This is a genomic window from Novosphingobium sp. BL-S-34 (assembly GCF_056857015.1).
The window spans coordinates 1,542,386-1,563,464 of sequence record NZ_CM166472.1; the positions used below are offsets into that span (position 1 = coordinate 1,542,386).

At 67.2% G+C, this 21,079-nt stretch carries 27 protein-coding genes and 1 tRNA gene; 21 read left to right on the plus strand and 7 right to left on the minus strand.

The window, feature by feature from the left end; genetic code table 11:
• Nucleotide 1 precedes the first annotated feature (1 nt).
• The 7 genes from AC1VV3_RS07255 to AC1VV3_RS07285 all read left to right on the plus strand — a co-directional run bounded on the left by AC1VV3_RS07255 (nucleotide 2) and on the right by AC1VV3_RS07285 (nucleotide 2,891).
• A complete protein-coding gene (locus AC1VV3_RS07255) occupies nucleotides 2-211 on the plus strand; it encodes a hypothetical protein (protein ID WP_132265054.1) in 210 nt (69 codons plus the stop codon).
• The gene (gene pspA / locus AC1VV3_RS07260) at nucleotides 208-1,107 is read left to right on the plus strand and encodes a phage shock protein PspA (protein ID WP_243654164.1); all 900 of its coding nucleotides are present in this window, start codon (nucleotides 208-210) and stop codon (nucleotides 1,105-1,107) included. The genes AC1VV3_RS07255 and pspA overlap by 4 nt, the downstream gene beginning before the upstream one ends.
• 156 nt (nucleotides 1,108-1,263) lie before the next feature.
• On the plus strand, nucleotides 1,264-1,689 hold the full coding sequence (locus tag AC1VV3_RS07265) for a PspC domain-containing protein (RefSeq protein WP_431568251.1): 426 nt from the start codon (nucleotides 1,264-1,266) through the stop codon (nucleotides 1,687-1,689).
• A gap of 42 nt (nucleotides 1,690-1,731) precedes the next feature.
• Nucleotides 1,732-2,016, plus strand: coding sequence for a hypothetical protein (locus AC1VV3_RS07270; protein WP_431568250.1), 285 nt, complete (start codon nucleotides 1,732-1,734; stop codon nucleotides 2,014-2,016).
• The gene (locus tag AC1VV3_RS07275) at nucleotides 2,013-2,297 is read left to right on the plus strand and encodes a hypothetical protein (RefSeq protein ID WP_431568249.1); all 285 of its coding nucleotides are present in this window, start codon (nucleotides 2,013-2,015) and stop codon (nucleotides 2,295-2,297) included. Before AC1VV3_RS07270 ends, AC1VV3_RS07275 begins: the two co-directional genes overlap by 4 nt.
• 16 nt (nucleotides 2,298-2,313) lie before the next feature.
• Complete coding sequence (locus AC1VV3_RS07280) at nucleotides 2,314-2,655, plus strand: hypothetical protein (protein WP_431568248.1); 342 nt, start codon at nucleotides 2,314-2,316, stop codon at nucleotides 2,653-2,655.
• The gene (locus AC1VV3_RS07285; RefSeq protein ID WP_132265044.1) at nucleotides 2,652-2,891 is read left to right on the plus strand and encodes a hypothetical protein; all 240 of its coding nucleotides are present in this window, start codon (nucleotides 2,652-2,654) and stop codon (nucleotides 2,889-2,891) included. Before AC1VV3_RS07280 ends, AC1VV3_RS07285 begins: the two co-directional genes overlap by 4 nt.
• Before the next feature lie 41 nt (nucleotides 2,892-2,932).
• Here AC1VV3_RS07285 and AC1VV3_RS07290 read toward each other — a convergent pair whose 3' ends face one another.
• Nucleotides 2,933-4,981, minus strand: a complete 2,049-nt coding sequence (locus tag AC1VV3_RS07290) for an NAD(+) synthase (RefSeq protein WP_431568247.1) — start codon at nucleotides 4,979-4,981, stop codon at nucleotides 2,933-2,935.
• Nucleotides 4,982-5,059: 78 nt separating this feature from the next.
• Between AC1VV3_RS07290 and AC1VV3_RS07295 the strand changes: the two genes are divergently transcribed.
• Entirely contained in the window at nucleotides 5,060-5,491 is a 432-nt protein-coding gene (locus AC1VV3_RS07295) for a SufE family protein (protein ID WP_132265355.1), read from the plus strand.
• The gene (locus AC1VV3_RS07300; protein ID WP_132265040.1) at nucleotides 5,488-5,847 is read left to right on the plus strand and encodes a YbaN family protein; all 360 of its coding nucleotides are present in this window, start codon (nucleotides 5,488-5,490) and stop codon (nucleotides 5,845-5,847) included. The genes AC1VV3_RS07295 and AC1VV3_RS07300 overlap by 4 nt, the downstream gene beginning before the upstream one ends.
• Before the next feature lie 46 nt (nucleotides 5,848-5,893).
• Here the strand turns inward: AC1VV3_RS07300 and AC1VV3_RS07305 are convergent, their stop codons facing one another.
• Nucleotides 5,894-6,409 carry a sterol desaturase family protein gene (locus AC1VV3_RS07305; RefSeq protein WP_132265038.1) on the minus strand — a complete coding sequence of 172 codons (516 nt, stop codon included), beginning with the start codon at nucleotides 6,407-6,409 and terminating at the stop codon, nucleotides 5,894-5,896.
• Nucleotides 6,410-6,744: 335 nt separating this feature from the next.
• On the opposite strand from AC1VV3_RS07305, the gene AC1VV3_RS07310 reads away from it, so the two are divergent.
• The 8 genes from AC1VV3_RS07310 (at nucleotide 6,745) to AC1VV3_RS07345 (ending at nucleotide 11,818) form a co-directional block, all read left to right on the plus strand.
• Nucleotides 6,745-7,119: a hypothetical protein gene (locus tag AC1VV3_RS07310; RefSeq protein ID WP_132265036.1), complete on the plus strand. Its 375-nt coding sequence runs from the start codon at nucleotides 6,745-6,747 to the stop codon at nucleotides 7,117-7,119.
• A gap of 126 nt (nucleotides 7,120-7,245) precedes the next feature.
• Entirely contained in the window at nucleotides 7,246-8,679 is a 1,434-nt protein-coding gene (leuC, locus tag AC1VV3_RS07315) for a 3-isopropylmalate dehydratase large subunit (protein WP_132265034.1), read from the plus strand.
• 7 nt (nucleotides 8,680-8,686) lie between these two features.
• A complete protein-coding gene (locus AC1VV3_RS07320; RefSeq protein WP_165921371.1) occupies nucleotides 8,687-8,851 on the plus strand; it encodes a hypothetical protein in 165 nt (54 codons plus the stop codon).
• Nucleotides 8,851-9,450: a 3-isopropylmalate dehydratase small subunit gene (gene leuD / locus AC1VV3_RS07325; protein ID WP_132265032.1), complete on the plus strand. Its 600-nt coding sequence runs from the start codon at nucleotides 8,851-8,853 to the stop codon at nucleotides 9,448-9,450. The genes AC1VV3_RS07320 and leuD overlap by 1 nt, the downstream gene beginning before the upstream one ends.
• A gap of 108 nt (nucleotides 9,451-9,558) precedes the next feature.
• Nucleotides 9,559-9,876 (plus strand): DUF1476 domain-containing protein, encoded by a 318-nt coding sequence (locus AC1VV3_RS07330; protein WP_132265030.1) that lies wholly within the window; start codon nucleotides 9,559-9,561, stop codon nucleotides 9,874-9,876.
• Between the two features lie 82 nt (nucleotides 9,877-9,958).
• Nucleotides 9,959-10,192, plus strand: coding sequence for a BolA/IbaG family iron-sulfur metabolism protein (locus tag AC1VV3_RS07335; RefSeq protein ID WP_132265028.1), 234 nt, complete (start codon nucleotides 9,959-9,961; stop codon nucleotides 10,190-10,192).
• Nucleotides 10,193-10,309: 117 nt separating this feature from the next.
• Nucleotides 10,310-10,639 carry a Grx4 family monothiol glutaredoxin gene (grxD, locus tag AC1VV3_RS07340; RefSeq protein ID WP_132265026.1) on the plus strand — a complete coding sequence of 110 codons (330 nt, stop codon included), beginning with the start codon at nucleotides 10,310-10,312 and terminating at the stop codon, nucleotides 10,637-10,639.
• A gap of 384 nt (nucleotides 10,640-11,023) precedes the next feature.
• Nucleotides 11,024-11,818: an NUDIX hydrolase gene (locus AC1VV3_RS07345; protein WP_132265024.1), complete on the plus strand. Its 795-nt coding sequence runs from the start codon at nucleotides 11,024-11,026 to the stop codon at nucleotides 11,816-11,818.
• A gap of 34 nt (nucleotides 11,819-11,852) precedes the next feature.
• Here AC1VV3_RS07345 and AC1VV3_RS07350 read toward each other — a convergent pair whose 3' ends face one another.
• The 4 genes from AC1VV3_RS07350 to AC1VV3_RS07365 form a co-directional block, all read right to left on the minus strand.
• Nucleotides 11,853-13,121: an MFS transporter gene (locus AC1VV3_RS07350; RefSeq protein ID WP_431567298.1), complete on the minus strand. Its 1,269-nt coding sequence runs from the start codon at nucleotides 13,119-13,121 to the stop codon at nucleotides 11,853-11,855.
• A gap of 188 nt (nucleotides 13,122-13,309) precedes the next feature.
• Entirely contained in the window at nucleotides 13,310-13,639 is a 330-nt protein-coding gene (locus AC1VV3_RS07355; RefSeq protein WP_243654163.1) for a PilZ domain-containing protein, read from the minus strand.
• Nucleotides 13,640-13,683: 44 nt separating this feature from the next.
• Entirely contained in the window at nucleotides 13,684-14,676 is a 993-nt protein-coding gene (locus AC1VV3_RS07360; RefSeq protein WP_431567299.1) for a bile acid:sodium symporter family protein, read from the minus strand.
• A gap of 129 nt (nucleotides 14,677-14,805) precedes the next feature.
• Nucleotides 14,806-14,882, minus strand: a tRNA-Arg gene (locus AC1VV3_RS07365).
• A gap of 99 nt (nucleotides 14,883-14,981) precedes the next feature.
• Here AC1VV3_RS07365 and AC1VV3_RS07370 point away from each other — a divergent pair.
• Together AC1VV3_RS07370 and recF are read left to right on the plus strand one after the other, a co-directional pair.
• On the plus strand, nucleotides 14,982-15,836 hold the full coding sequence (locus AC1VV3_RS07370; RefSeq protein WP_482961466.1) for a queuosine precursor transporter: 855 nt from the start codon (nucleotides 14,982-14,984) through the stop codon (nucleotides 15,834-15,836).
• 67 nt (nucleotides 15,837-15,903) lie between these two features.
• Nucleotides 15,904-17,007 carry a DNA replication/repair protein RecF gene (recF, locus tag AC1VV3_RS07375; protein ID WP_431567301.1) on the plus strand — a complete coding sequence of 368 codons (1,104 nt, stop codon included), beginning with the start codon at nucleotides 15,904-15,906 and terminating at the stop codon, nucleotides 17,005-17,007.
• Between the two features lie 43 nt (nucleotides 17,008-17,050).
• Here the strand turns inward: recF and AC1VV3_RS07380 are convergent, their stop codons facing one another.
• On the minus strand, nucleotides 17,051-17,761 hold the full coding sequence (locus AC1VV3_RS07380) for an arylesterase (protein ID WP_208324896.1): 711 nt from the start codon (nucleotides 17,759-17,761) through the stop codon (nucleotides 17,051-17,053).
• Nucleotides 17,762-17,798: 37 nt separating this feature from the next.
• Between AC1VV3_RS07380 and AC1VV3_RS07385 the strand changes: the two genes are divergently transcribed.
• Together AC1VV3_RS07385 and AC1VV3_RS07390 are read left to right on the plus strand one after the other, a co-directional pair.
• Complete coding sequence (locus tag AC1VV3_RS07385) at nucleotides 17,799-18,536, plus strand: ABC transporter ATP-binding protein (protein ID WP_431567302.1); 738 nt, start codon at nucleotides 17,799-17,801, stop codon at nucleotides 18,534-18,536.
• On the plus strand, nucleotides 18,529-21,069 hold the full coding sequence (locus tag AC1VV3_RS07390; RefSeq protein WP_431567303.1) for an ABC transporter permease: 2,541 nt from the start codon (nucleotides 18,529-18,531) through the stop codon (nucleotides 21,067-21,069). The genes AC1VV3_RS07385 and AC1VV3_RS07390 overlap by 8 nt, the downstream gene beginning before the upstream one ends.
• Nucleotides 21,070-21,079: the final 10 nt, after the last annotated feature.

Consider the following 21,079-nt stretch of genomic DNA (forward strand, 5'->3'; position numbering starts at 1 on the left):
GATGTCCTTCCAGAACGCCAGCATCGTTGCCAGCAGCCACCCGAGCAAGCAGCCGGCCGGCTTCCAGGCCAATGGGCGGGAACGCAGCAAGCTCGACTGGGCGATCATCGCTGCCGTGCTCGCCATGGGCACGCTGAACCTCTTCGCCATGAGCGACCGCATCGCCCCGCCGGCCCATGCCGCTCCCGTTTGCGGAGCACCGCTGCAGTGAGCAGGCTCGACGCGGAAATCGAAATCCTGCAAGCATCGGAGCAGGACGCTCCTCGCTTTCAGGAAAGGCGCGCCCGCCCGTTCGACACCGCCTCCGGTTCGGGCGAAGGCTCCTTCTTCCGGGAGCCACGCTTCAGCCAGGCCCGCAAGTTCAATCCCACCTCGATCAAAGGAACCGCCAGGATGGGTATCTTCTCCCGCACCCGCGACATCATCGCCGCCAACTTCAACGACATGTTGGACAAGGCCGAAGACCCCGGGAAGATGATCCGCCTCATCATCCTGGAGATGGAGGAAACCCTCGTCGAAGTGCGTACCAGCAGCGCGCGCACCATTGCCGACCAGAAGGAACTGCGCCGCCATGTCGGCAAGCTGGACCAGCTTCAGCACGACTGGGGCGACAAGGCCCAGCTCGCGCTGAGCAAGGACCGCGAGGACCTGGCCCGCGCCGCCCTGCTCGAAAAGAAGAAGGCCGGCGACATGGCCGAGCAGCTTCGTGCCGAGATCGCCGTGCTCGACGACGCCCTGCGCGCTTACGAGGAGGACATCGAAAAGCTGCAGAACCGCCTGCGCGAGGCCCGCAGCCGCCAATCCTCGATCGCCGCTCGCTTGCAGAGCGCCGAGAATCGCGTCAAACTGCGGACCTTGCTGTCGAGCGAGCGCGTGGACGAGGCCCTGGTGCGCTTCGACCAGCTCGAGCGGCGCGTCGATTATGCCGAAGGCCGTGCCGAGGCGATGAGCCTGGGCGACAGCCGCCAGCCGACGCTCGCCGAGGAAATCGCCGCCTTGCAGGACGGCGATACGATCGACGCCGAACTCGCCGAGATGAAGCGCGCGATGGGGAATGGCCAATCGACCGCAGGCCAGCCGACCGCAGGCCAGTCGACGCCGGAATGACAGCGGCACACCTGACATCCCGGCAGGTGCCTTGCCGAAACGTACATGCCGCCCGCGAAGGGCCATGACCGGGAACCCGGGTCTGCCGACCCGACCACTGTCATAACGGGCAAGCCCGGATCCACGCCGGGCAGCCCGAGGGAAAGGGAACAACCAGTGTCACGCGGACAATTCTATCTCGACAAGTCGAACGCCAAGCTGGCCGGCGTCTGCTCCGGCATTGCGGACTATACCGGCGTCGACACGCTCTGGATTCGCATCGCAGCCGTGCTGCTGACCTTCTTCGTCTCCTTCGTGACGATCCCGATCTACATCGCCGTCGCCCTCATGGCGGACAAGCGGCCGATGAGCCTCTACAGCGAAGACGAGGAAGAGCGCCTGCTGCGCCGCATGGAACGCCGCCGAAATCGCCAGGGCTTCGGACACAACCTGATGCGCTCGGCACCAAACCGCGAGTCCGCAAACCGTTCCGGCCGCCTGCGCAGCGAACTTTCGGACATCGACCGCCGCGTCGCCGAGATGGAAGCGCACTACACCAGCAGCAATTCGCGCCTCGCCGCCGAAATCGACAGTCTGCGCTGATACGCAGGCTGCCAACACCGGGTAAACAGGGATTAGCCCAAGATGGATTCTCACACTCTCGCCCTCCTCATCCCGCTGGCCCCGTTCATGATTGCGGGCTTCGCGATCTGGACCCGGCACCAGCGCCGCATGGCCGAACTGCAGGTGACGGCCACCGCCGAAAAGGCCGCGCAATACGCCTCCCACTCCCGCGAGCTGGAAGAGCGCGTGCGGGTGCTCGAACGGATCATCACTGACGGCGGCTATGACACCGCACTCCAGATCGAGGCCCTGCGCGACGTTCGCGAGACGGAAAAGACCCCCGAGGACAAGGCGACCCGCCAATGAGCTTCGGGGACTTCGTCGGGCTGGCCACCTTCATGGGCGGGATGGTCGCGATAGCGGCGATCCTGGCCGGGGCCTACAAGCGCCGCCTCGCCTTCCTCGAACGCAAGCTGGAGATCGCGGCGGGGCAAACGGCCGAAAGGGCCGCCCGCCACGCCGCCCCCAATGCCGCGATCGAGAACCGCCTGCGCGTGCTGGAAACCATCATCACCGACGGCGCCTGGGACACCGCGCGCCAGATCGAATCGCTGCGCGCCCCGGACGGCGAGCCGCGCGCGAACTGACGGGGGGCCGACGAACATGGATTACTCAACGCTCGAAATGCTCATGCCCGTCCTGGTCACGGCCACTGCGCTGGGCATCGGCGGCTGGATCTTCAACAACTGGCTGCGCATGCGCCACGGCTATCCGCTGGAGAATTCCTGGGGCAAGGCCGTCTATCCCAAGGACGACGCCGAAGCGCAGGCCCGTGTCCAGTTGATCACCCAGGAAAACGCCCAGCTTCGCGCAGAGATCGGCGCGATCAAGGACCGCCTCGCCAGCGTCGAGCGGATTGTCACGGATCAGGGTTATGATGTAGCCCGTCAGATCGAGAGCCTGCGAGAGGCTCGCCACGATGCCCGCCGCGAGGTGACCCAATGAGCTTCTGGACTGCCGTAGTCGTCATCTTCGCGATCGCCGCGGTAACCTGGCTCCGTGCCCAGAAACTGCGCGGAGAAAAGCCGGGCTTCCGGCTGGATGGCCATGGCGAGCGCGAGCACGAACTGGAAACCGAAGTCGAGAAGTTGCGCAAGCGCATCGCCGTGCTCGAACGCATCGCCACCGACGAGCGCCGCGAAAAGGACCTCGCACGCGAAATCGAGTCGCTGCGGGATTGAGATGACGTCGTCCCGGATCAAGGCCGGGACGACGCCTTCTTTCACGGCACCTTCGCATCCAGTTCCGCCAGCCAGACCGCCGCGCTGGCATCTGACGGCGCGCGCCAGTCTCCGCGCGGAGACAGCGCACCGCCGGAGGACACCTTCGGCCCGTTCGGCACGGCGGAGCGCTTGAACTGGCTGAACGCGAAGAACCGGCGCAGGAACTTCTCCAGCCAGGAACGGATCGTGGCGAGGTCGTACGCGTTCTTGCGATCGTCCGGGAAACCCGCAGGCCAGGTGCCCGCCGCCGCTTCGCGCCAAGCGTGGAGCGCCAGGAACGCCACTTTCGACGGCTTCTGCCCGAAGCGGACGATGTGGTGCAGGAAGAAGTCGTTGAGTTCGTAAGGCCCGATCTTCGCCTCGGTGCTCTGGATCGCGCCGTCCGCCCCGGCTGGCACGAGTTCCGGCGAAATCTCGGTGCCGAGAATCGCCAGTAGCACCTCTTCGGTCTCTGCGCCGAACTGGTCGGTCGTGGCGCACCAGCGGATCAGGTATTGGATCAGCGTCTTGGGCACGCCGGCGTTGACCGTGTAGTGGCTCATCTGGTCGCCGACGCCGTACGTGCACCAGCCCAGCGCCAGTTCGGAGAGGTCGCCGGTGCCGATCACGAAGCCGTCGTTCTGGTTGGCCAGGCGGAACAGGTAATCGGTGCGCAGGCCCGCCTGCACGTTCTCGAACGTCACATCGTAGACCGGCTCGCCATTCGAGAAGGCATGGCCGATATCCTTGAGCATCGTCGTGGCGGCGGGGCGAATGTCGATCTCTTCGGCGTGGATGCCCACGGCCTTCATCAGCGTCCAGGCGTTGGACTTGGTGCCCTCGCTGGTGGCGAAACCGGGCATCGTGTAGCCGCGAATGAACGTGCGCGGCAGGCCCAGCCGGTCGCAGGCGCGCGCGGCAACGATCAGCGCGTGAGTCGAATCGAGGCCGCCCGAGATGCCGATGACCATCGACCTGGCGCCCGTCGCCTCGATGCGGCGCATCAACCCGCCCACCTGAATGTTGAACGCCTCGTAGCAGTCGGCATCGAGCTTGTCGGCGCGCGAGGGCACGAAGGGGAAGCGCGAGACCGGACGGATCAGGCCGATATCGCCGCCCGCCGGGGCATGGCGGAAAGGCACGGTGCGGAAAGTCTCGTCCGGCCGGCCTGCCACTTCACCCGCGTCGTTGAACGTGGGTACGCGGATACGGTCCATCATGATGCGGTCGACATCGACATCGGCGATGCAGAGTTCCGCTTCCAGCGAGAAGCGCTCGCTCTCTGCCAGCAGGTCGCCCAGTTCGTAGACGATGCCCTGCCCGTCCCACGCCAGGTCGGTCGTGCTCTCGCCATGCCCGGCAGCGGAATAGATGTAGGCCGCCGTCGCGCGGGCGGACTGCGAGCGGCAGAGCAGATGCCGTTCGTCCGACTTGCCGATCACGATGTTGGAGGCGGAGAGGTTGCACAGGATCGCCGCCCCGGCCAGCGCGCCCAGCGAGCTTGGCGGGGTGGCGGCCCAGATATCCTCGCAGATCTCCACGGCGAAGCGGAAGTTCGGCAGCACTTCGGACGCGAAGACGAGATCGACGCCGAAGGGCACGTCCTGCCCGTTCACGCGGATGGTCTGGCCCTTGATGGTCTTGCCACTGGCGAACCAGCGCTTTTCGTAGAACTCGCGGTAGTTGGGCAGGTAGGACTTGGGCACCACGCCCAGCAGCCGTCCATGCGCGATGGCGAGCGCGCAGTTGTAAAGCCGCCCCTTGTTGGGCAGCGCCGCGCCGACCAGCAGCACGGGGGAGAGATCGGCGCTTGCCCGCACGATCTCCGCCACGGCCGCTTCCACCGCCTCGATCATCGCGCCCTGCAAGTGCAGGTCGTCGATCGCGTAGGAGGAGATGCAAAGTTCCGGGAAGACCACCAGGTCGACATGCGCCTCATGCGCGCGCTGCGCCTCTGCCAGCACGGCGTCGCGATTGAAGGCGACATCGGCAGTGCGGACCTTGGGCGTGGAGGCGGCGACGCGCACGAAGCCGTGTTCGTGCAGGGCGTAGAAAGGATGTGCACTCATGGGCAAATCCCTGACAGGAACCGCGACGTGAGGCAACTTCCCCTTGCCCTCCCCCGTGCCGCGCTTAAATGGCGAGAGATGCGCAGCCTCGACGACATCCGCGAAGAATACGAGTTTTCCGAAGGCGATGAACGCTATCGCCTGCTGATCGGCCTTGGCGCCGAACTCGATCCCATGCCCGACGCGCTGAAGACGGACGCCACCAAGGTGCGCGGCTGCTCGGCCAGCGTCTGGGTCTATCCGATGGCGCGGGAGGACGGCACGCTGCACTTCCTGGCAGACAGCAATGCGGCCATCACCAAGGGCATCGTCTCTCTGGTGATCGCCGCCGTGCAGGACCGCCCCGCCGCCGAAGTCGCCGAAACCGACATCGCCGCCGCCCTGGCGCCGTTCGACCTCAAGAACCAGCTCTCGTCCAACCGGACGCAGGGCGTGCCGAACATGATCGCGCTGATCCGCGAGACGGCCGCCCGCTACGCCTCCGGACAGAACGCAGGCAGCACCACTTGAAGAAGGCCAGCCGCCCGCTCTGGATGGCAGCGGGGCTGTTCTTCGTCGCGCTTGGAACGATCGGCATCTTCCTCCCGGTCATGCCGACCGTGGTGTTCTACCTGCTGGCGGCCTGGTGCTTCGGCAAGAGCCATCCCGAATGGGCCGAGCGGCTCTACAACCACCCTACCCACGGTCGCCACTTGCGCGATTGGCGCGACCGGCGCGCGATCAGCCGCAAGGGCAAGGTCTCCGCGATCCTGGCGATGAGCGCTTCGATACCCTTCACATGGTTCACGGTGGGCTGGCCCTGGGTGCTGATCCCGGCCGGAGTGCTGCTGGTGATCGGCCCCTGGATCTGGACGCGCGCGGAATAGCCACGACGTCGCCCCCGACTTGATCCGGGAAGAGGGGCTCGCAGCGCTACTCCACCGCGTCCCGCAGCACGGCGATTCCCTGCTGGCGCTGGCGGCGCAGTTCCTGCTTCAGCACGGCTGGATCGCGCGCGATCACGAAGCCGAAGCTCACCCCGCCCTCCTTGCCGATGGTCGCATGGTGCAGCTTGTGCGCCTGGACCAACCGCTTGGCATAGCCGCGCTTGGGCACCCATCGGAAATAGCGCTGATGGACGAGACCGTCGTGGATCAGCGTATAGATCACGCCGTAGAGCAGTACGCCCAGCCCGATCCAGGTTCCCGGCGCCCATGCCCCGGCGCCCATGACCAGCGGCGAACCCAGCGCAAACATCGAAATGCTGATCGCCGCGCCGACCAGCGCGTAGAGATCGTTCCTTTCGAGGAGGTTGTCGTGCGGCTCGTGATGGTCGCGGTGCCAGGCCCAGCCGAACCCATGCATGATGTACTTATGGCTCGCCCAGGCGACGAATTCCATCGCTGCGGCAGAAGCGAGCACGATCAGGGCGGCGGAGAGAAACGACATGATCCGCGTTCTAGTCGCTTGGCTGCGCCTTGTCAGGTGCCGAGCATGGTCAAATGACGGTGTCGGCAGAATGTGCCGCGCGGCGGCCAGCCAGGCGGGGAAAGTTTGGAATGCAGATGCAGCCGCAGCGGCGCGGGGCCGGTGCGGCTGCCCTGCATTCCTTATCTTTCAGGCGGCCTCTCCCGTCGGGTCGCAGAGGCCGTCTACAGTCTCGCGGCTGCGACACTTAGTTACAAATGCCGACAGGACTGTGACCGGTGAGTCTTCTGCCGTTCATGTTGAGACTTCTAAATCTGAATGCACGGAACAAATCCCGGAAAAAGAAGGAAAGTCCCATGCGCAAGATCACCCGTTTCATCGCTCCCGCCCTCGTCGCGGCCCTGGGCTTCTCGGCCGTCGCGCCGGGCATTGCCGAAGCGGCCGCGCCGCACCGCGAAGCCGCGCGCATCACGCCCAATCGCGAAGCGAAGATCCGCTCGGACATCGCCGGACTGCGCGGCGAGATCGACCGCGCCGCCGCCCGCCGCACGATCAGCCAGCGTGAAGCCACCGGCCTGCGCAACGACGCCGTCCAGATCCAGCGCCTCCATTCGACTTACGCCCGCGGCGGCCTGAGCCCGCGCGAGATGCAGACCCTGCAGGGCCGGATCGACCGCGTCCACGCCGCGCTCCATGCCGAACGCAACGACCGCAACGGCCATCGCCGCTGAGGACCGCGACGCGCAGGCAGCCGGGGCGAGAAGCCCCGGTTGACCGCTTAGCGAATAATGTTGCGCGAAAAGGCACGCCCGTTCCCCTTGAATTGCGGGGCGGGCGGGCCTAATCGCGCTTTCACCATGACCACGAAACCGCGCACCCTCTACCAGAAGATCTGGGACGCCCACGTCGTCGACACGCGAGACGACGGAACCAGCCTCATCTATATCGACCGGCACCTCGTCCACGAAGTGACGAGCCCGCAGGCCTTCGAAAGCCTACGCGTGGCCGGCCGCCCGGTGCGGCGCCCCGATCTTACCCTTGCGGTTCCCGACCACAACCTGCCGACCACCGCGCGCAAGGATGCGCAGGGGCATGTGTTGCCCATCGCCGACCCCGAAAGCGCGCAGCAGCTGGCCGCGCTCAAGAGAAATGCGCCGGAATTCGGCATTCGCTATATCGACGCCACCGATGCCGAGCAGGGCATCGTCCACGTCGTCGGCCCCGAGCAGGGCTTCTCGCTCCCCGGGGCCACCATCGTCTGCGGTGACAGCCATACGGCCTGCCACGGCGGCATCGGCGCGCTGGCCTTCGGCATCGGCACCAGCGAGGTCGAACATGTCCTCGCCACGCAGACCCTGCTGCTCAAGCAGTCGAAGAGCTTCGAAGTCCGCGTCGACGGCAAGCTGGGCGCGGGCATCACTCCCAAGGATGTGGTGCTCCACATCATCGGCGTGATCGGCACGGCCGGCGGCACCGGCTACGTGATCGAGTTCCGCGGCAACGTCTTCGAGGAGATGTCCGTCGAAGGCCGCCTGACCGTCTGCAACATGGCGATCGAGGGCGGCGCCCGCGCCGGCCTGATCGCTCCGGACGAGACCACGTTCGCTTATGTCGAAGGCCGCCCCTACGCCCCGCAGGGCGATGACTGGGACAAGGCCCTGGCCTGGTGGAAGAACCTGGCGACCGACGAAGGCGCGACGTTCGACAAGACCGTCTCGATCCGCGCCGAGGATATCCAGCCGACCGTCACCTGGGGCACCAGCCCCGAGGACACGTCGGCCATCGGCGGCGTCGTTCCCGCGCCGGAAGACTTCGCCGACGCCTCCAAGCGTGACGCGGTGAAGGTCAGCCTCGACTACATGGGCCTCACCCCCGGCACCCGCCTCACCGAAGTGGAAGTGCAGAACGTCTTCATCGGCTCGTGCACCAACAGCCGCATCGAGGATATCCGCGCCGCCGCCGCCGTGCTCAAGGGCCGCCACAAGGCGGACAACGTGAAGTGGGCGATCGTCGTCCCCGGCTCGGGCCTGGTGAAGGCCCAGGCCGAGGCTGAAGGGCTCGACAGGATCATCATCGAAGCGGGGCTGGAATGGCGCGAACCGGGCTGCTCGGCCTGCCTCGCCATGAACCCCGACAAGGTGCCGGCAGGCGAACGCTGCGCCTCGACCAGCAACCGCAACTTCACCGGCCGCCAAGGCCCCGGCAGCCGTACCCACCTGATGAGCCCGGCCATGGCCGCCGCCGCCGCGGTGACCGGCAAGCTCACCGATGTGCGCGAACTGGTAGGATAAGAACGACATGTCCAACGATTCCGAAAACAACCTCGCCGGCCGCGCCGCTCTGGCAGCCGGTGCCGCCATCGGCTCGGCCGCGATCGCCGCGGCCCTGCTCTTCGTGAAGCGCCGCAAGGCCCGCGCGAACGAAAAGCCGCTGCACCCCGAACAGGCGCCCGAGACCGACTGATGCAGGCCATTTCCCACGTCGCCGGACGGGCCATCCCGTTCGGCCGCAAGAACGTCGACACCGACGTCATCATCCCGGCCCACTGGCTCAAGACCATCACCCGCGAAGGCCTTGGCAAGGGCGCGTTCGAGGCGGTGAAGAAGGAACCGGACAACGTCTTTGCGGACCCCGAGTTCGCAGGCGCGCCGATCCTGATCGCGGGCGACAACTTCGGTTGCGGCTCCAGCCGCGAACATGCCGCCTGGGCGCTGCTCGACATGGGCGTGACCTGCGTGATCGCGCCGAGCTTCTCGGACATCTTCTCGGGCAATGCCTTCAAGAACGGCATCCTCACCGTGGCGCTGCCGCAGGCGGCGATCGACCGGCTGATGGAAGTGGCGCAGACCGATCCGATCGACATCGACCTGGAAACCCAGACCGTAACCACGCGCTTCCAGGATCGCTACGGTTTCGAGATCGACCCGTTCCGCAAGCACTGCCTGCTGGGCGGGCTCGACGAAGTCGGCCTGACCATGGCGCAGGGCGATGCCATCTCGGCCCACGAGGCCAGGGCGCGCAGCGACCTGCCGTTCCTGGCGAAGACTCCGGCGAGCGCCTGAACCGGCTGTCGTCCCGGACCCGGTCCGGGACGACGCAGCGCAAATCGCCATTGCCCCGACCCGCTTCGCGCCCTATCGGCAGGATAAGCCCTAGATCGAGGTTATCCGATGACGAGTTTCCAGGACCGCGAACGCGCCGAAGAGGCCAAGTTCGTGCATGACGCAGACACCCAGTTCCGCATCCAGGCGCGCCGCAACCGCCTGCTGGGCGAATGGGCCGCCGTGCGCATGGGGCTTTCTTCCGCCGAGACCGAGGCTTACGCCAAGGCCGTCGTCCAGGCCGACTTCGAGGAAGCCGGCGACGAGGACGTGATCCGCAAGCTGCTGGGCGATCTCATTGCTGCCGGTGTGGACGCGTCCGAAAACGAAATCCGCACCGCACTCGAAGCCAAGCAGGTCGAGGCGCGCCGCGCCTTCCTGGGCTGAACAGTCGTTTTCGGGCCGCGCCGGACATTCCGGTCCGGCCTGAAGATGCCCCGGCCAAGAGCCGAACGAAAGGAACCAGGCCATGGCCATGTCCGCCAGCGAAATCGAAGCCATGATCCGCACCGCCCTGCCCGACGCATCGGTCGAGATCACGGATCTTGCCGGTGACGGCGACCACTATGCCGCGCGCGTCACCAGCGCCGCTTTCGCGGGCAAGCCCCGCGTTGCCCAGCACAAGATGGTCTACGAAGCCCTGGGCGGCCGCATGGGCGGCGTGCTCCACGCCTTGCAACTCACCACCGCCGTCCCCAACTGAAGCCGGCATCGGAGCATTTTCAAGTCAGGTGAAATCACCCGACGGCCCGGAAAATGCGGCGAACAAAAGAAACGCAGAACATGATACGTTCATGGTCTAGTCTGAAGGTTTATTGAAATGTCCGACGTCAACGCGCGCATCGACGAGATTGTAAAGAACAACGACATCGTCCTGTTCATGAAGGGCACCCCGCTGTTCCCGCAGTGCGGCTTCTCCAGCCGCGCGATCGCCATCCTCGAACAGCTCGGCGCGCCTTACGAGAGCGTCGACGTGCTGCAGGACATGGACATCCGCCAGGGCATCAAGGCCTATTCGGAATGGCCGACGATCCCGCAGCTCTACGTAAAGGGCGAATTCGTCGGCGGCAGCGACATCATGATGGAAATGTACGAGGCTGGCGAACTGCACCAGCTCTTCATCGATACCGGCCTCGCCACCCAGGGCTGATCCCGGATCGATCGAATGCAAAGGCGCCCGGGGGCAACTCCGGGCGCTTTTTCGTGCGCGCCCTCCCTTCGCAGATGCAGATGCACCCCGCCTGGGGCGTGCAAACTTCGGAGGGGCGATTTCGGGGGGTGGAGGGCTCGGGGAGACGGGGCCGGGAGACATTCGGCCCCGTCTCGTTCGAGACTACTCGAGGGTACGTTATCCTATAAGCATGAGCCGTGCCAAATGGCAAATCTCCCGGGTTTCCGCCAATGGCCATGCACCCGCGCCTTCCAGGAACCCTGCAAGTGTAAAGCCGCCCGACAGTTTTCAGCCGGATCGTCGCGCAAGGCCGGCATGACAATTCCGCTTGCCTCTCCGCCTAGGGCACGCAAACTCGCGGGCATGACTCTCTATGCTCCCAGCAATGATCCGATGCCGGCAGATGGCCCCAAAGTGGTGCCGGCAGCGACCCTGGTGATCTTCCGCAACGCGGCCGACGGCGGCCCACCGGAACTGCTGATGGTCCAGCGCGCCCGCGAAATGCGTTTCGCCGGAGGGGCCGCGGTGTTTCCCGGCGGCCGCGTCGACCCGGCCGACCGCGAACTGGCCGCCGCGCTCCTGCCCTCAGAACCCATCGAACTCGCCTCCGCGCGCATCGCCGCCATTCGCGAAACCCTGGAAGAGACGGGGTTGATGGTCGCCACGCACCGGCCCGTCAGTGCCGAGGAAGCCGCTCAGGGCCGCCTGCTCCTGCTGGAACGCGGCACGCTGGCGCCGGTGCTGGAACATTTCGGCTGGGACCTCGCCCCCGAACGCCTCGTGCTCTACGCGCACTGGTGTCCGCCGTGGGACAAGGGCTTCGACACGCGCTTCTTCGTCACCGACCTCGGCACCGGCGCGGTGGACGTCACGGTCGATGCCACGGAGAATACCCGCCTGTTCTGGACGAGCGCGGCGCAGGCGCTGGACATGACTGCGCGCGGCGAGATCGCGGTGATCTTTCCCACCCGCCGCAATCTGGAGCGCCTTGCCCGCTTTGCCAGTCACGCGGAGGCGCTAGCCGATATCCAGCGCCATCCCGTGGAGCGCATCCACCCCCGGATCGAGACGATCGAGGGCGAGGAATGGCTGATGATCCCCGACGGCCACGGCTATCCGGTGCGCGGGCAACTCAAGGCCGCTGCCGACCGCGGCTGATCCGCGATCGGCCAGAAGCCGGGTTCAGGCAGGCTCAGGCCAGCTCCGGCTCGGATTCCAGCGAGGCGCGCGGGCCTTCGACTTTCGGGCCGGTCGCTCCGTAGAGCCCGAAAGCGACCGCGAGTGCGAAGAACACCACCATGCCCTTGATCGCGGCATCGTAGCTGCCGGTAAGTGTGAAGGCCTTGGCCGAACCGATCACCGCCGAAGCGATGAACGGCAGCCCGATCAGCGTGTTAAGCCCGAAGCCCCGGCTGTAGCTGGCCTGGCCGAAGCTGTCTGACAAGCCGCGGCCCAGCGTCGGGATCGCGCCCACGCCGTGCATGCCGATCAGCGCCACCACCACCGCGGTCATGGCAAAGGGCGGGTGCAGCAGCAGGACCAGCCACAGCAGCGCGCAATCGAAGCCGATCAGCGCCAGAGAGCGACCGCCGCCCAGCTTGTCGGCAATCCAGCCGAACATCACCGATCCGGCGATCCCGGCCAGCGACATGATCGACTGGAGCTGCGCCGACTCGGCCCGGGTGAAGCCCCAGGATTCGCCCATGGGCACCAGCAGCGAACCCAGCATCACCGAACTCGTCATGCTGGCGATTCCCGCAAGACACAGCGCCCAGAAGCGCGGCCTGGCAAGAAGCTGCGCCACGCTGAGCGAGCCGTCCGACGTGCGCCGGCTGCCGGCCGCGGGCGCGGCGGTCTCCCCGCTGGGAGGATGGTCGATGGTCATCAGGCTGAGCGGGATCATGACCGCTGCGGCCACCAGTCCGATCGCAAGGTAGATGGTGGTGGGCGCCACGCCGTCGAGCGTCTCGTGGAGCAGCCAGGGCATGATCGCGATCACCACCGGCAAGTGCACCACGCCCAGCGCCAGTCCGCGATTGCGATGGAACCAGCGCGTCACCAGGGTGGCCGGGCCCACCGATCCAGCCAGGCTCAGGGCGGGGCCAAAGAACAGGCCGTAGGCGACGAGGTAGAGCGCATAGCTCTGCGTGAAGGCCAGCAGCAGATAGCCGCCCACCGTCAGCAGCGCGCCCACCAGCAGGAGCAGCCGCAGCGAGACTTTCGCGATCAGCACGCCCACGAAAGGCGCGAGTATCGACGAGCCGACCAGGACCAGCGGAATCCCCGCCGCCGCCGCCTCTGCGCTGACGCCCAGGCGCTGCTCGACCGACGCCAGCAGGATGCCGAAGGACCCCATCACGGTGCCGATCACCAGATTATGCGAAACCCCCGCGATCACGCCCATTCGGACGGCCTTGGGGTGGTTGGGAATATCCGGCGTGTTGCCGGCTGCATGGGCCATGGTTCTCTCCCGGATGGCGAAGTGCCGGCTTTTCGCCGCGCATGTCTTTGCCGGGAGGATACGTGGGTGCGGGACGCTGGCGAGGAGATTGGCCGCGCCGCCGGGAAATACCGCCCCGGCGAAAAGGTGATGGCCTGCCCGTTTGAAGAGAGACAGTCGGAAAAGGGCGGCGAGGGTAAAAGCGGCGGTTAGCCGACGGCGCGCCACTCCGGCGTGAAAGTGGCGTGCAGGCGCACCAGATGGTCCACCACCGGCCCGTGGAGCGGGCGGTCGAACTCGACGCCGGCGCAGTCTCCGCTGATCCAGCGGATGATGCCGGTCAGCCCTTCCAACGCCTGCGGACGAATCACCACGCGCATGCCCACGCGGAAAAGCAGCCCCGTCGTCGCCACGCAGCAGCCCTCTGCCGTGATGTCCGAAATCTCGCCCTCGTCACGCAAGCCATTGGCAGTGCGGCATTGTGCTGCCAGCGAGATCGGCTGTCGTCTGGATCGGCGCTGCAGGAAGGGGCGGTTCATCATCCGGTTATGGCGCAAACCGGTTGATCAACCCTTAAATCGCCTCAGGCCGGAGCCTCGACGCCGCGCTTTTCTTCCTGCCCTTGCGCCGCCAGTCTCCGGGCGAGCACGGCGCAGACCATGAGCTGGATCTGGTGGAAGAACATCAGCGGCAGGATGATCGCGCCGACCTGGGCGGCCGGGAACAGCACGCCCGCGAGCGGAACGCCGGTGGCCAGGCTCTTCTTGGAGCCGCAGAACAGGATCACCACCCGGTCCTCGTGCGAAAAGCCCAGCATCCGGCCCAGCAGGTTGCCGATCACCATGATCGCGGCGAGCAGGGCCAGTGACAGCAGCGCGATCAGGGCCAGTTCGCCCAGCGTCACCTTCTGCCACAGCCCGTCGAGCACCGCGGCGCCGAAAGCGGTATAGACCACCAGCAGGATCGAGCCGCGATCGGTGTAGCCCAGCATCCTCTTGTGCCGCTGCACGAAGCCGCCGATCCACGGCCGCAGCAAGTGTCCTGCCACGAAGGGAAGAAGGAGCTGCAGCGAGATCGAGACGATCGGGTCGGTGGAGAAACCTTGCGCCTTGCCGGTGATAAGCAGCGCCGTCAGCACCGGCGTGATGAAGATGCCCGCCAGGTTCGAGAACGAGGCGCTGCACACGGCCGCCGCCACATTCCCGCCCGCAATGGCCGTGAAGGCGATCGAGGACTGCACGGTGGAGGGCAGCAACGTCAGGAACAGCACGCCGGTCGCCAGGGAAGGCTCCAGGCCGGGAATGGCCCGGATGCCCAGACCCAACAGCGGGAAGATCACGAACGTCAGGCTCGCCACGGTCAGGTGCAGCTTCCACGCCCGCGCGCCGTCGAGGATCGCTTCCCGCGAAAGCTTGGCGCCATGCAGGAAGAACAACAGCGCGATGGCCGCGTCGGCAACGCCGCCGGCAATGCCCGCCCAGATGCCGCGCGCCGGCAGTACCGAGGCCAGGCCGACGGTCGCAAGCAGCATGAGAAGATAGGGGTCGAGGTTCAGGCGGGCGAGAAGGCGGTTCATGCCGCCCTCTCTAGGGCGGCAGGCCGCGCGGCAAAAGCCCCCGGAATGCACCGTGGACGCACAAAAACTTGAGAACGCTCCCCTGGTACCGGCCTGACCCCGGCAATGCATGCGTGAAGAGGGAGCAATTGGCGCGCCCGACAGGGTTCGAACCTGTGACCCCAAGCTTAGAAGGCTCGTGCTCTATCCAGCTGAGCTACGGGCGCGCGTCGCGCTCCCCATAGCGCGGTTCGCCGCAGAGGCAAACCGCGCTATGGACGCAACTTGTGCTTTGCCCCGTTGCGGCGGCAGGTTACGCACAGCCGATGAGCGAAGCAGACCTTTCCAGCCCAGCCTCTTCCAGCCCCGCATTTTCCGACGCGGGCCTCTCGCGTATCGACGGGATGGCCGGCGCTCGGCGTCATTTCCGCTATTTCGACTATATGCTGGTGGCTTTCGTGGTCATCCTGCTGCTCTCCAACCTGATCGGCGCAGCCAAGCAGGCGGAAGTCTCCTTCCCCGTCATCGGCCCGGTCACGTTCGGCGCGGGCGTGCTGTTCTTCCCGGTCTCCTACATCATCGGCGACGTGCTGACGGAGGTCTACGGCTATGCCAATGCCCGGCGCTGCATCTGGACGGGCTTCTTCGCGCTGCTGTTCATGGTGGTGATGAGCGTGGTCGTGGTGGAAATTCCTGCCAGCCCGGATTGGGCGCTCGCCTCCGCGACCTACACCGTTGCCGGCAAGCAGGTGACCGCACCGAACCAGGCGGCCTACTACGCGATCTTCGGCCAGACCCCGCGCATCGTCTTCGCCTCCGTCTGCGCCTTCTGGGCCGGGGAGTTCGTGAATTCCTTCGTCTTGGCGCGCATGAAGGTCATGACCCAGGGCAAGCATCTCTGGACCCGCACGATCGGCTCGACGATCTTCGGCGAAGGCGTGGACAGCGCGCTGTTCTACCCCCTCGCCTTCCTCGGCGTGGCCGGCTTCACCCCGCACTCGATCGCCTTGCTCGCGCTGACCCAGTGGCTGATCAAGACCGGCTGGGAAGTGGTGCTCACCCCGGTGACGTACCTGGTCGTCGGCTGGCTGAAGCGGCGCGAAGGCGTGGATGTGTTCGACAGCAACGTGAACTTCTCTCCTTTCGCCAAGACCCGCAGGGCGGCGGCACAGGCCGAATAAAGGCTCCGAATAAACCGCGCCTCCCGCTTGGCATGACCGGCCCGCGCCGGTAGGCCCGCCGGCGACCATGCTCGATCGCATCCTCCTGTCCCGTTTCCGCAACCACCGCGAGACCGCGGTGGAAGGCACGGCGCAGTTCAACCTGCTGGTGGGGGAGAACGGCGCGGGCAAGACCAATGTGCTGGAGGCGATCTCGCTGCTTTCGCCTGGCCGCGGTCTTCGCCGTGCCGGGCTTGCCGACATGCCGGGGCAGGATTTCGACGGCGGCTTCGCGGTGAGCGCGGCCCTGCTCGTGGCGGACGAGGAGCCGGTGCAGCTGGGAACCGGCGTCCTGCCCGAGCGTCCCGGCCGCCGCCTGGTCCAGATCAACGGCGCCGAAGCTCCGGCCGTGCGCTTGGCGGAATGGATGTCGATCGGCTGGCTGACCCCGGCCATGGACCGGCTTTTCGTGGAAGGGGCCGGTGCCCGGCGGCGTTTCCTCGACCGGATGGTGCTCGCCGTGCGGCCGGACCACGCCAGCCATGCCACCCGGCTGGAAAACGCGCTGCGCGAACGCAATCGCCTGCTCTCGGACGACATGCCGCCCGATCCGCGCTGGCTGGACGCAATCGAGCTGCAACTGGCGGAATCCGGATCGATGGTCGCCGCCGCCCGCGCCGAACTGGTCGAGCGACTGGAGCAGACCCTTGCCGCCCTGCCCGATTCGCCTTTCGCGCGTCCTTCGCTGGCCTATCAGCCGGGTGGACCGATCTCTTCCGAGGGCCTCGCCCGTGCCCTGCGCGAAGGCCGCGCCCGCGAACGCGCCGCGCAGCGCACTTTGACCGGCCCGCATCGCGACGAGATCCTGGTGACCATGGCCGGCAAAGGACCGGGCAAGGGCCAGGCCGCCGCCGAATGCTCCACCGGCGAGCAGAAAGCGATGCTGATCGCGATTACGCTGGCCCATTCGCAGCTGCTGGAAACCGGGGCCGAACAGCGTCCCCGTCTGCTGCTGCTGGACGAAGTCGCCGCCCACCTCGACCCCGTGCGCCGCGAAGCCCTGTTCGACCGCCTGCGCGCGGGCTCGGCGCAAGTCTGGCTGACCGGTACCGAACTCGCCCCTTTCGACGCCATCGCCGGGGAGGCCGCCGTCTGGGAAGTGCGTTCGGGCGCGGTGCACCGGCTGGGTTAGCCCCTGCTGGGATAGCCCCCCGCCCCTTGCGCTGCGGGTATCGTCAGCCGCCCTGCTTCGGCAAGGCATCCACCACGTCGTCCACCGTCGCGCTGACGATGGCATCGATGCCCAGCGCAGTGGGATGGACGTGGTCCTTCTGCATCAGGTCCGGCTTGTCGATCACCGGCTGGAGAAAGAACGGCACCAGCGTCGCCCCGTATTTCTGCGCGAGTTGCGGATAGATCGGGTTGAAGGTCGCGGCATAATCCTTGCCCAGATTGGGCGCCGCCATCATGCCGAGCAGGACCACGCGGATATTGTCGCCCTTCAGGCGCTTCAGGATTTCCTCGAGGTTCCTGCGCGTCTCCGCCGGGGGCAGCGAGCGCAGCATGTCGTTGCCGCCCAGGCTGACGATGGCCAGCTCCGGCTTGGGAGACTGGCTTTCCAGCGTGAAATTGAGCCGTTCCAGACCCGCCGCGGTGGTATCGCCGGAAACCCCGGCATTGGCGATCTTCGCGTTGACGCCCCGCACGCGCAGCGCCTGTTCCAGCCGGTCCGGGTAGCTTTCGCCGTCGTCCAGGCCATAGCCTGCCAGCAGCGAATCCCCGAAGGCGAGGATCGGCCGCTCCGGGCCCATGGCCGGAATCGGCGGCGGCGCATCGACGGCGCTCTGCGTCCGGTCAGGCGCGGGCGGCGCGGCCTTGTCGCAGGCGCCGAGCAGGAATGGCAGCAAGAGCGAAGGGACGAGCAGGGCTTTCGCGTGAACGCGCAAGGCTTTCTCCTTGAACTACGGGGCTTTGCCCACCCATATGGGACCGGTGAGCAATCCTTCCCAGCCCCCCGCCCCCTCAATTCTTGCGCAAGACCTGCGCCTGACCCTCGGCAGCGGCGACAGCGCCGTCGAAATCCTGAAGGGCATCGACCTTTCCGTGCCGCAAGGACAGACCCTGGCGCTGCTTGGCCCGTCCGGTTCGGGCAAGTCTTCGCTGATGTCGGTGCTTTCCGGGCTGGAGCGTGCCAGCAGCGGTGCGCTGAGCGTGGCGGGGCAAGACTTTTCGGCCATGGACGAGGACGCCCTCGCCCGCGCCCGGCGCGGCCGGATCGGCGTTGTGCTCCAGGCCTTCCATCTCCTGCCGACGATGACGGCGCTTGAAAACGTGGCGACGCCGCTGGAACTCGCCGGGATGGACAATGCCCGCGAACGCGCCGAGGCGGAACTTGCCGCGGTCGGGCTGGGGCACCGCCTGTCACACTATCCGGCCCAGCTTTCCGGCGGCGAGCAGCAGCGCGTGGCCATTGCCCGCGCGCTGGCGCCGCGCCCTTCGCTCGTCTTCGCGGATGAGCCGACCGGCAATCTCGACGCTGCCACCGGCGCCACCATCGTCGACCTGCTCTTCGCCCGCCGCGCGGAAGCGGGCGCCACCCTGCTCATCATCACTCATGACGAAAGCCTTGCCGACCATTGCGAACGCGTGGTGACGCTGGCGGACGGCCGGATCGCCAGCGACCGGTTCCGGGCGCAAGGCGCGAGCGCTGGTTTTGCCTGACCCCGCCTCCGCGCCGACGCTGCCCTGGCGCACCGCCTGGACCCTCGCCCGCCGCGACCTTTCGGCGCGGTTCAAAGGCCTGCGGCTGCTGCTCGTCTGCCTGTTCCTGGGGGTCGGCGCGATCGCGGCGATCGGCACTCTCACCGGCTCGATCGAGCGCGAACTGACGACGCGCGGCCGCGAAGTGCTGGGCGGCGATATCGAGTTGAAGACCTGGCAGCGCAGCCTTTCGGACAAGGAACTGAACGCGCTTTCCCGCTACGGCCAGGTCTCGCCGGGCTTTCGCCTTCAGGCCATAGCCCGCAAGGGCGATCTCACAGCCCCGGTCGCGCTCAAGGCCGTCGACGCAAAATGGCCGCTCTATGGGCGGCTCGAACTTCAGGACGGCCGCAAGGTCGGCGCACCGCCTGCCGGATCGGTCTGGCTTTCGGAAGGAACCGCCGCGCGCCTGGGCGTAAGCCGGGGCGACAGCGTCTCGATCGGCGGCGTGGAGCAGCGGGTGGGCGGCGTGATCGCCAGCGACCCGGAGAAGCTTTCGGAAGGCTTCGCGCTGGGCGACACCGCGATCTCCGCGCTCGACCTGCCCTCGCGCGCCGGGCTGACCGACCCCGGCGCCATGTACCGCAGCGCCACGCGCGTCCGGTTCGCGGATGCGATGCGCGACCCGGACGCCGTGGTCGATGCACTGAAGAAGCGTTTCGGCGACGATGCCTTCGACACCCGCACCCGAAAGGCCGCTTCGCCCTCCACCCAGCGTTTCGTCAGCCGCATGGGCCAGTTCCTCGCGCTTGTCGGTCTGGCCGCGCTCGTCATCGCCGGGATCGGCATCGGCGGCGGCGTGTCATCCTATCTCGAAGCGCGGCGCGCCTCGATCGCCACCCTTAAGGTGCTGGGCGCGACGAGCCGCGACATTGCCCGCATCTATCTCCTGCAAGTCGGCGCGGCGGCGCTGGTCGGCAGCCTGGCCGGACTGCTGGCAGGCGTGGTGGTCACCCCGCTGCTGGCGCGCTCGCTCGGCTCGCTCCTGCCTGTCGACACGGGCTTCACCGTCTCTCCTGCGGCCCTGCTGACGGCAACGGGCTACGGCCTGCTGGTCGCGCTCGTCTTCGCCGCGCCGCCGCTGGCCCGTGCGCGCAGCTTCCCCGCCATGGCGCTGATGCGCGCGCAAGTCTCGCCGCTCATGGCCCCGCGCCGGACCTGGTTGCTACCCGTCGGACTGGGACTCGCCGCCATCGTCGCCCTCGCCCTGCTCAATGCCGCGCAGCCGCTGGTGACGCTGGGCTTCCTCGGCGGCGCCGCGCTCATGCTCGGCTTGCTCGCACTGATCGGCCTGGGCATTCGCCGGGCCGCCGCGCACCTGCCAAGGCCGCGCGACCCGATGCTGCGCGCCGGCCTCGCCAACCTCTATCGCCCCGGCGCCCAGACCGGCGCCCTGGTGACCGCCCTCGGCTTCGGCCTCTCCGCTTTCGTGCTGATCGCCGCCGTCCAGACCAGCCTCGACGCCAATATCCGCAAGACCGTGCCCGCCCGCGCGCCGGACTTCTTCGTGCTCGACGTGCCCAAGGACAAAGCCGGAGCATTCCAGGACATCGTCGCGCAGCAGGTTCCCGGCGCAGTTGTGAAGATGGTTCCAAACTTGCGCGGCCGGATCCTCGCCTATGGACCGCGGGACCACATGACGCGCGTGTCCGACCTGAAGGAAATCCCCGAGGACGCCTGGGCGCTGAAGGGCGAGCGGGGCCTGACCTATTCGGTCGGCGTGCCTGAAGGCAGCACCGTCACGTCCGGCCGGTGGTGGCCCGAGATCCACCGCGGTGAGCCGCTCGTATCGCTCGACGAGAAATTCGCCCAGACCGTGGGACTGAAGGTGGGTGACTATGTGACGGTGGGCGTGCTCGGTGTCGAGCGGACCGCGCGGGTGGCTGCACTGCGCCGGATCGACTGGGACACCCTGGGGTTCAATTTCGTGCTGGTCTTCTCGCCCAACACTCTGGCCGGGGCGCCGCACAACCTGGCCGCGACGATCGAAGTGCCGCCGGGCCATTCCACGCGCGGGCTGCTGCCACGACTGGCCCGTGCCTTCCCGTCCAGCTCGGTGATCGAAACCGGCACCCTGCTGCGCGATGCGCGCGGACTGCTGGACCAAATGACCCTGGCCATCCTCGCGGCCGCTTCGGTGGCGGTGCTGGCCGGGCTGGCCGTGCTGTTCGGCGCCATCGCCGCGGCGCGCGCCAGCCGGACCTACGACAACGTGATCCTGCGCGTGCTGGGCGCGAGCCGGGGCCAGCTCCTGCTGCTCCAGCTTGCCGAATACGGCCTGATCGCCGCCGTGCTGGCGCTTGTGGCACTGGCTGCGGGCAGCGCCATGGCCTGGGCGGTGATCGTCAAGCTCTTCGAGTTCGACTGGCTGCCGGACTGGCCGCGCATCCTGATGGTGCTGGGCGCCGGCCTGGTCGTGATCCTGACTTTCGCCCTGGCCGGTTCGCTGCCGCTGTTGCGAGCGAAACCGGCACGGGCCCTGAGGGAGCTTTAGCGCCGGACGA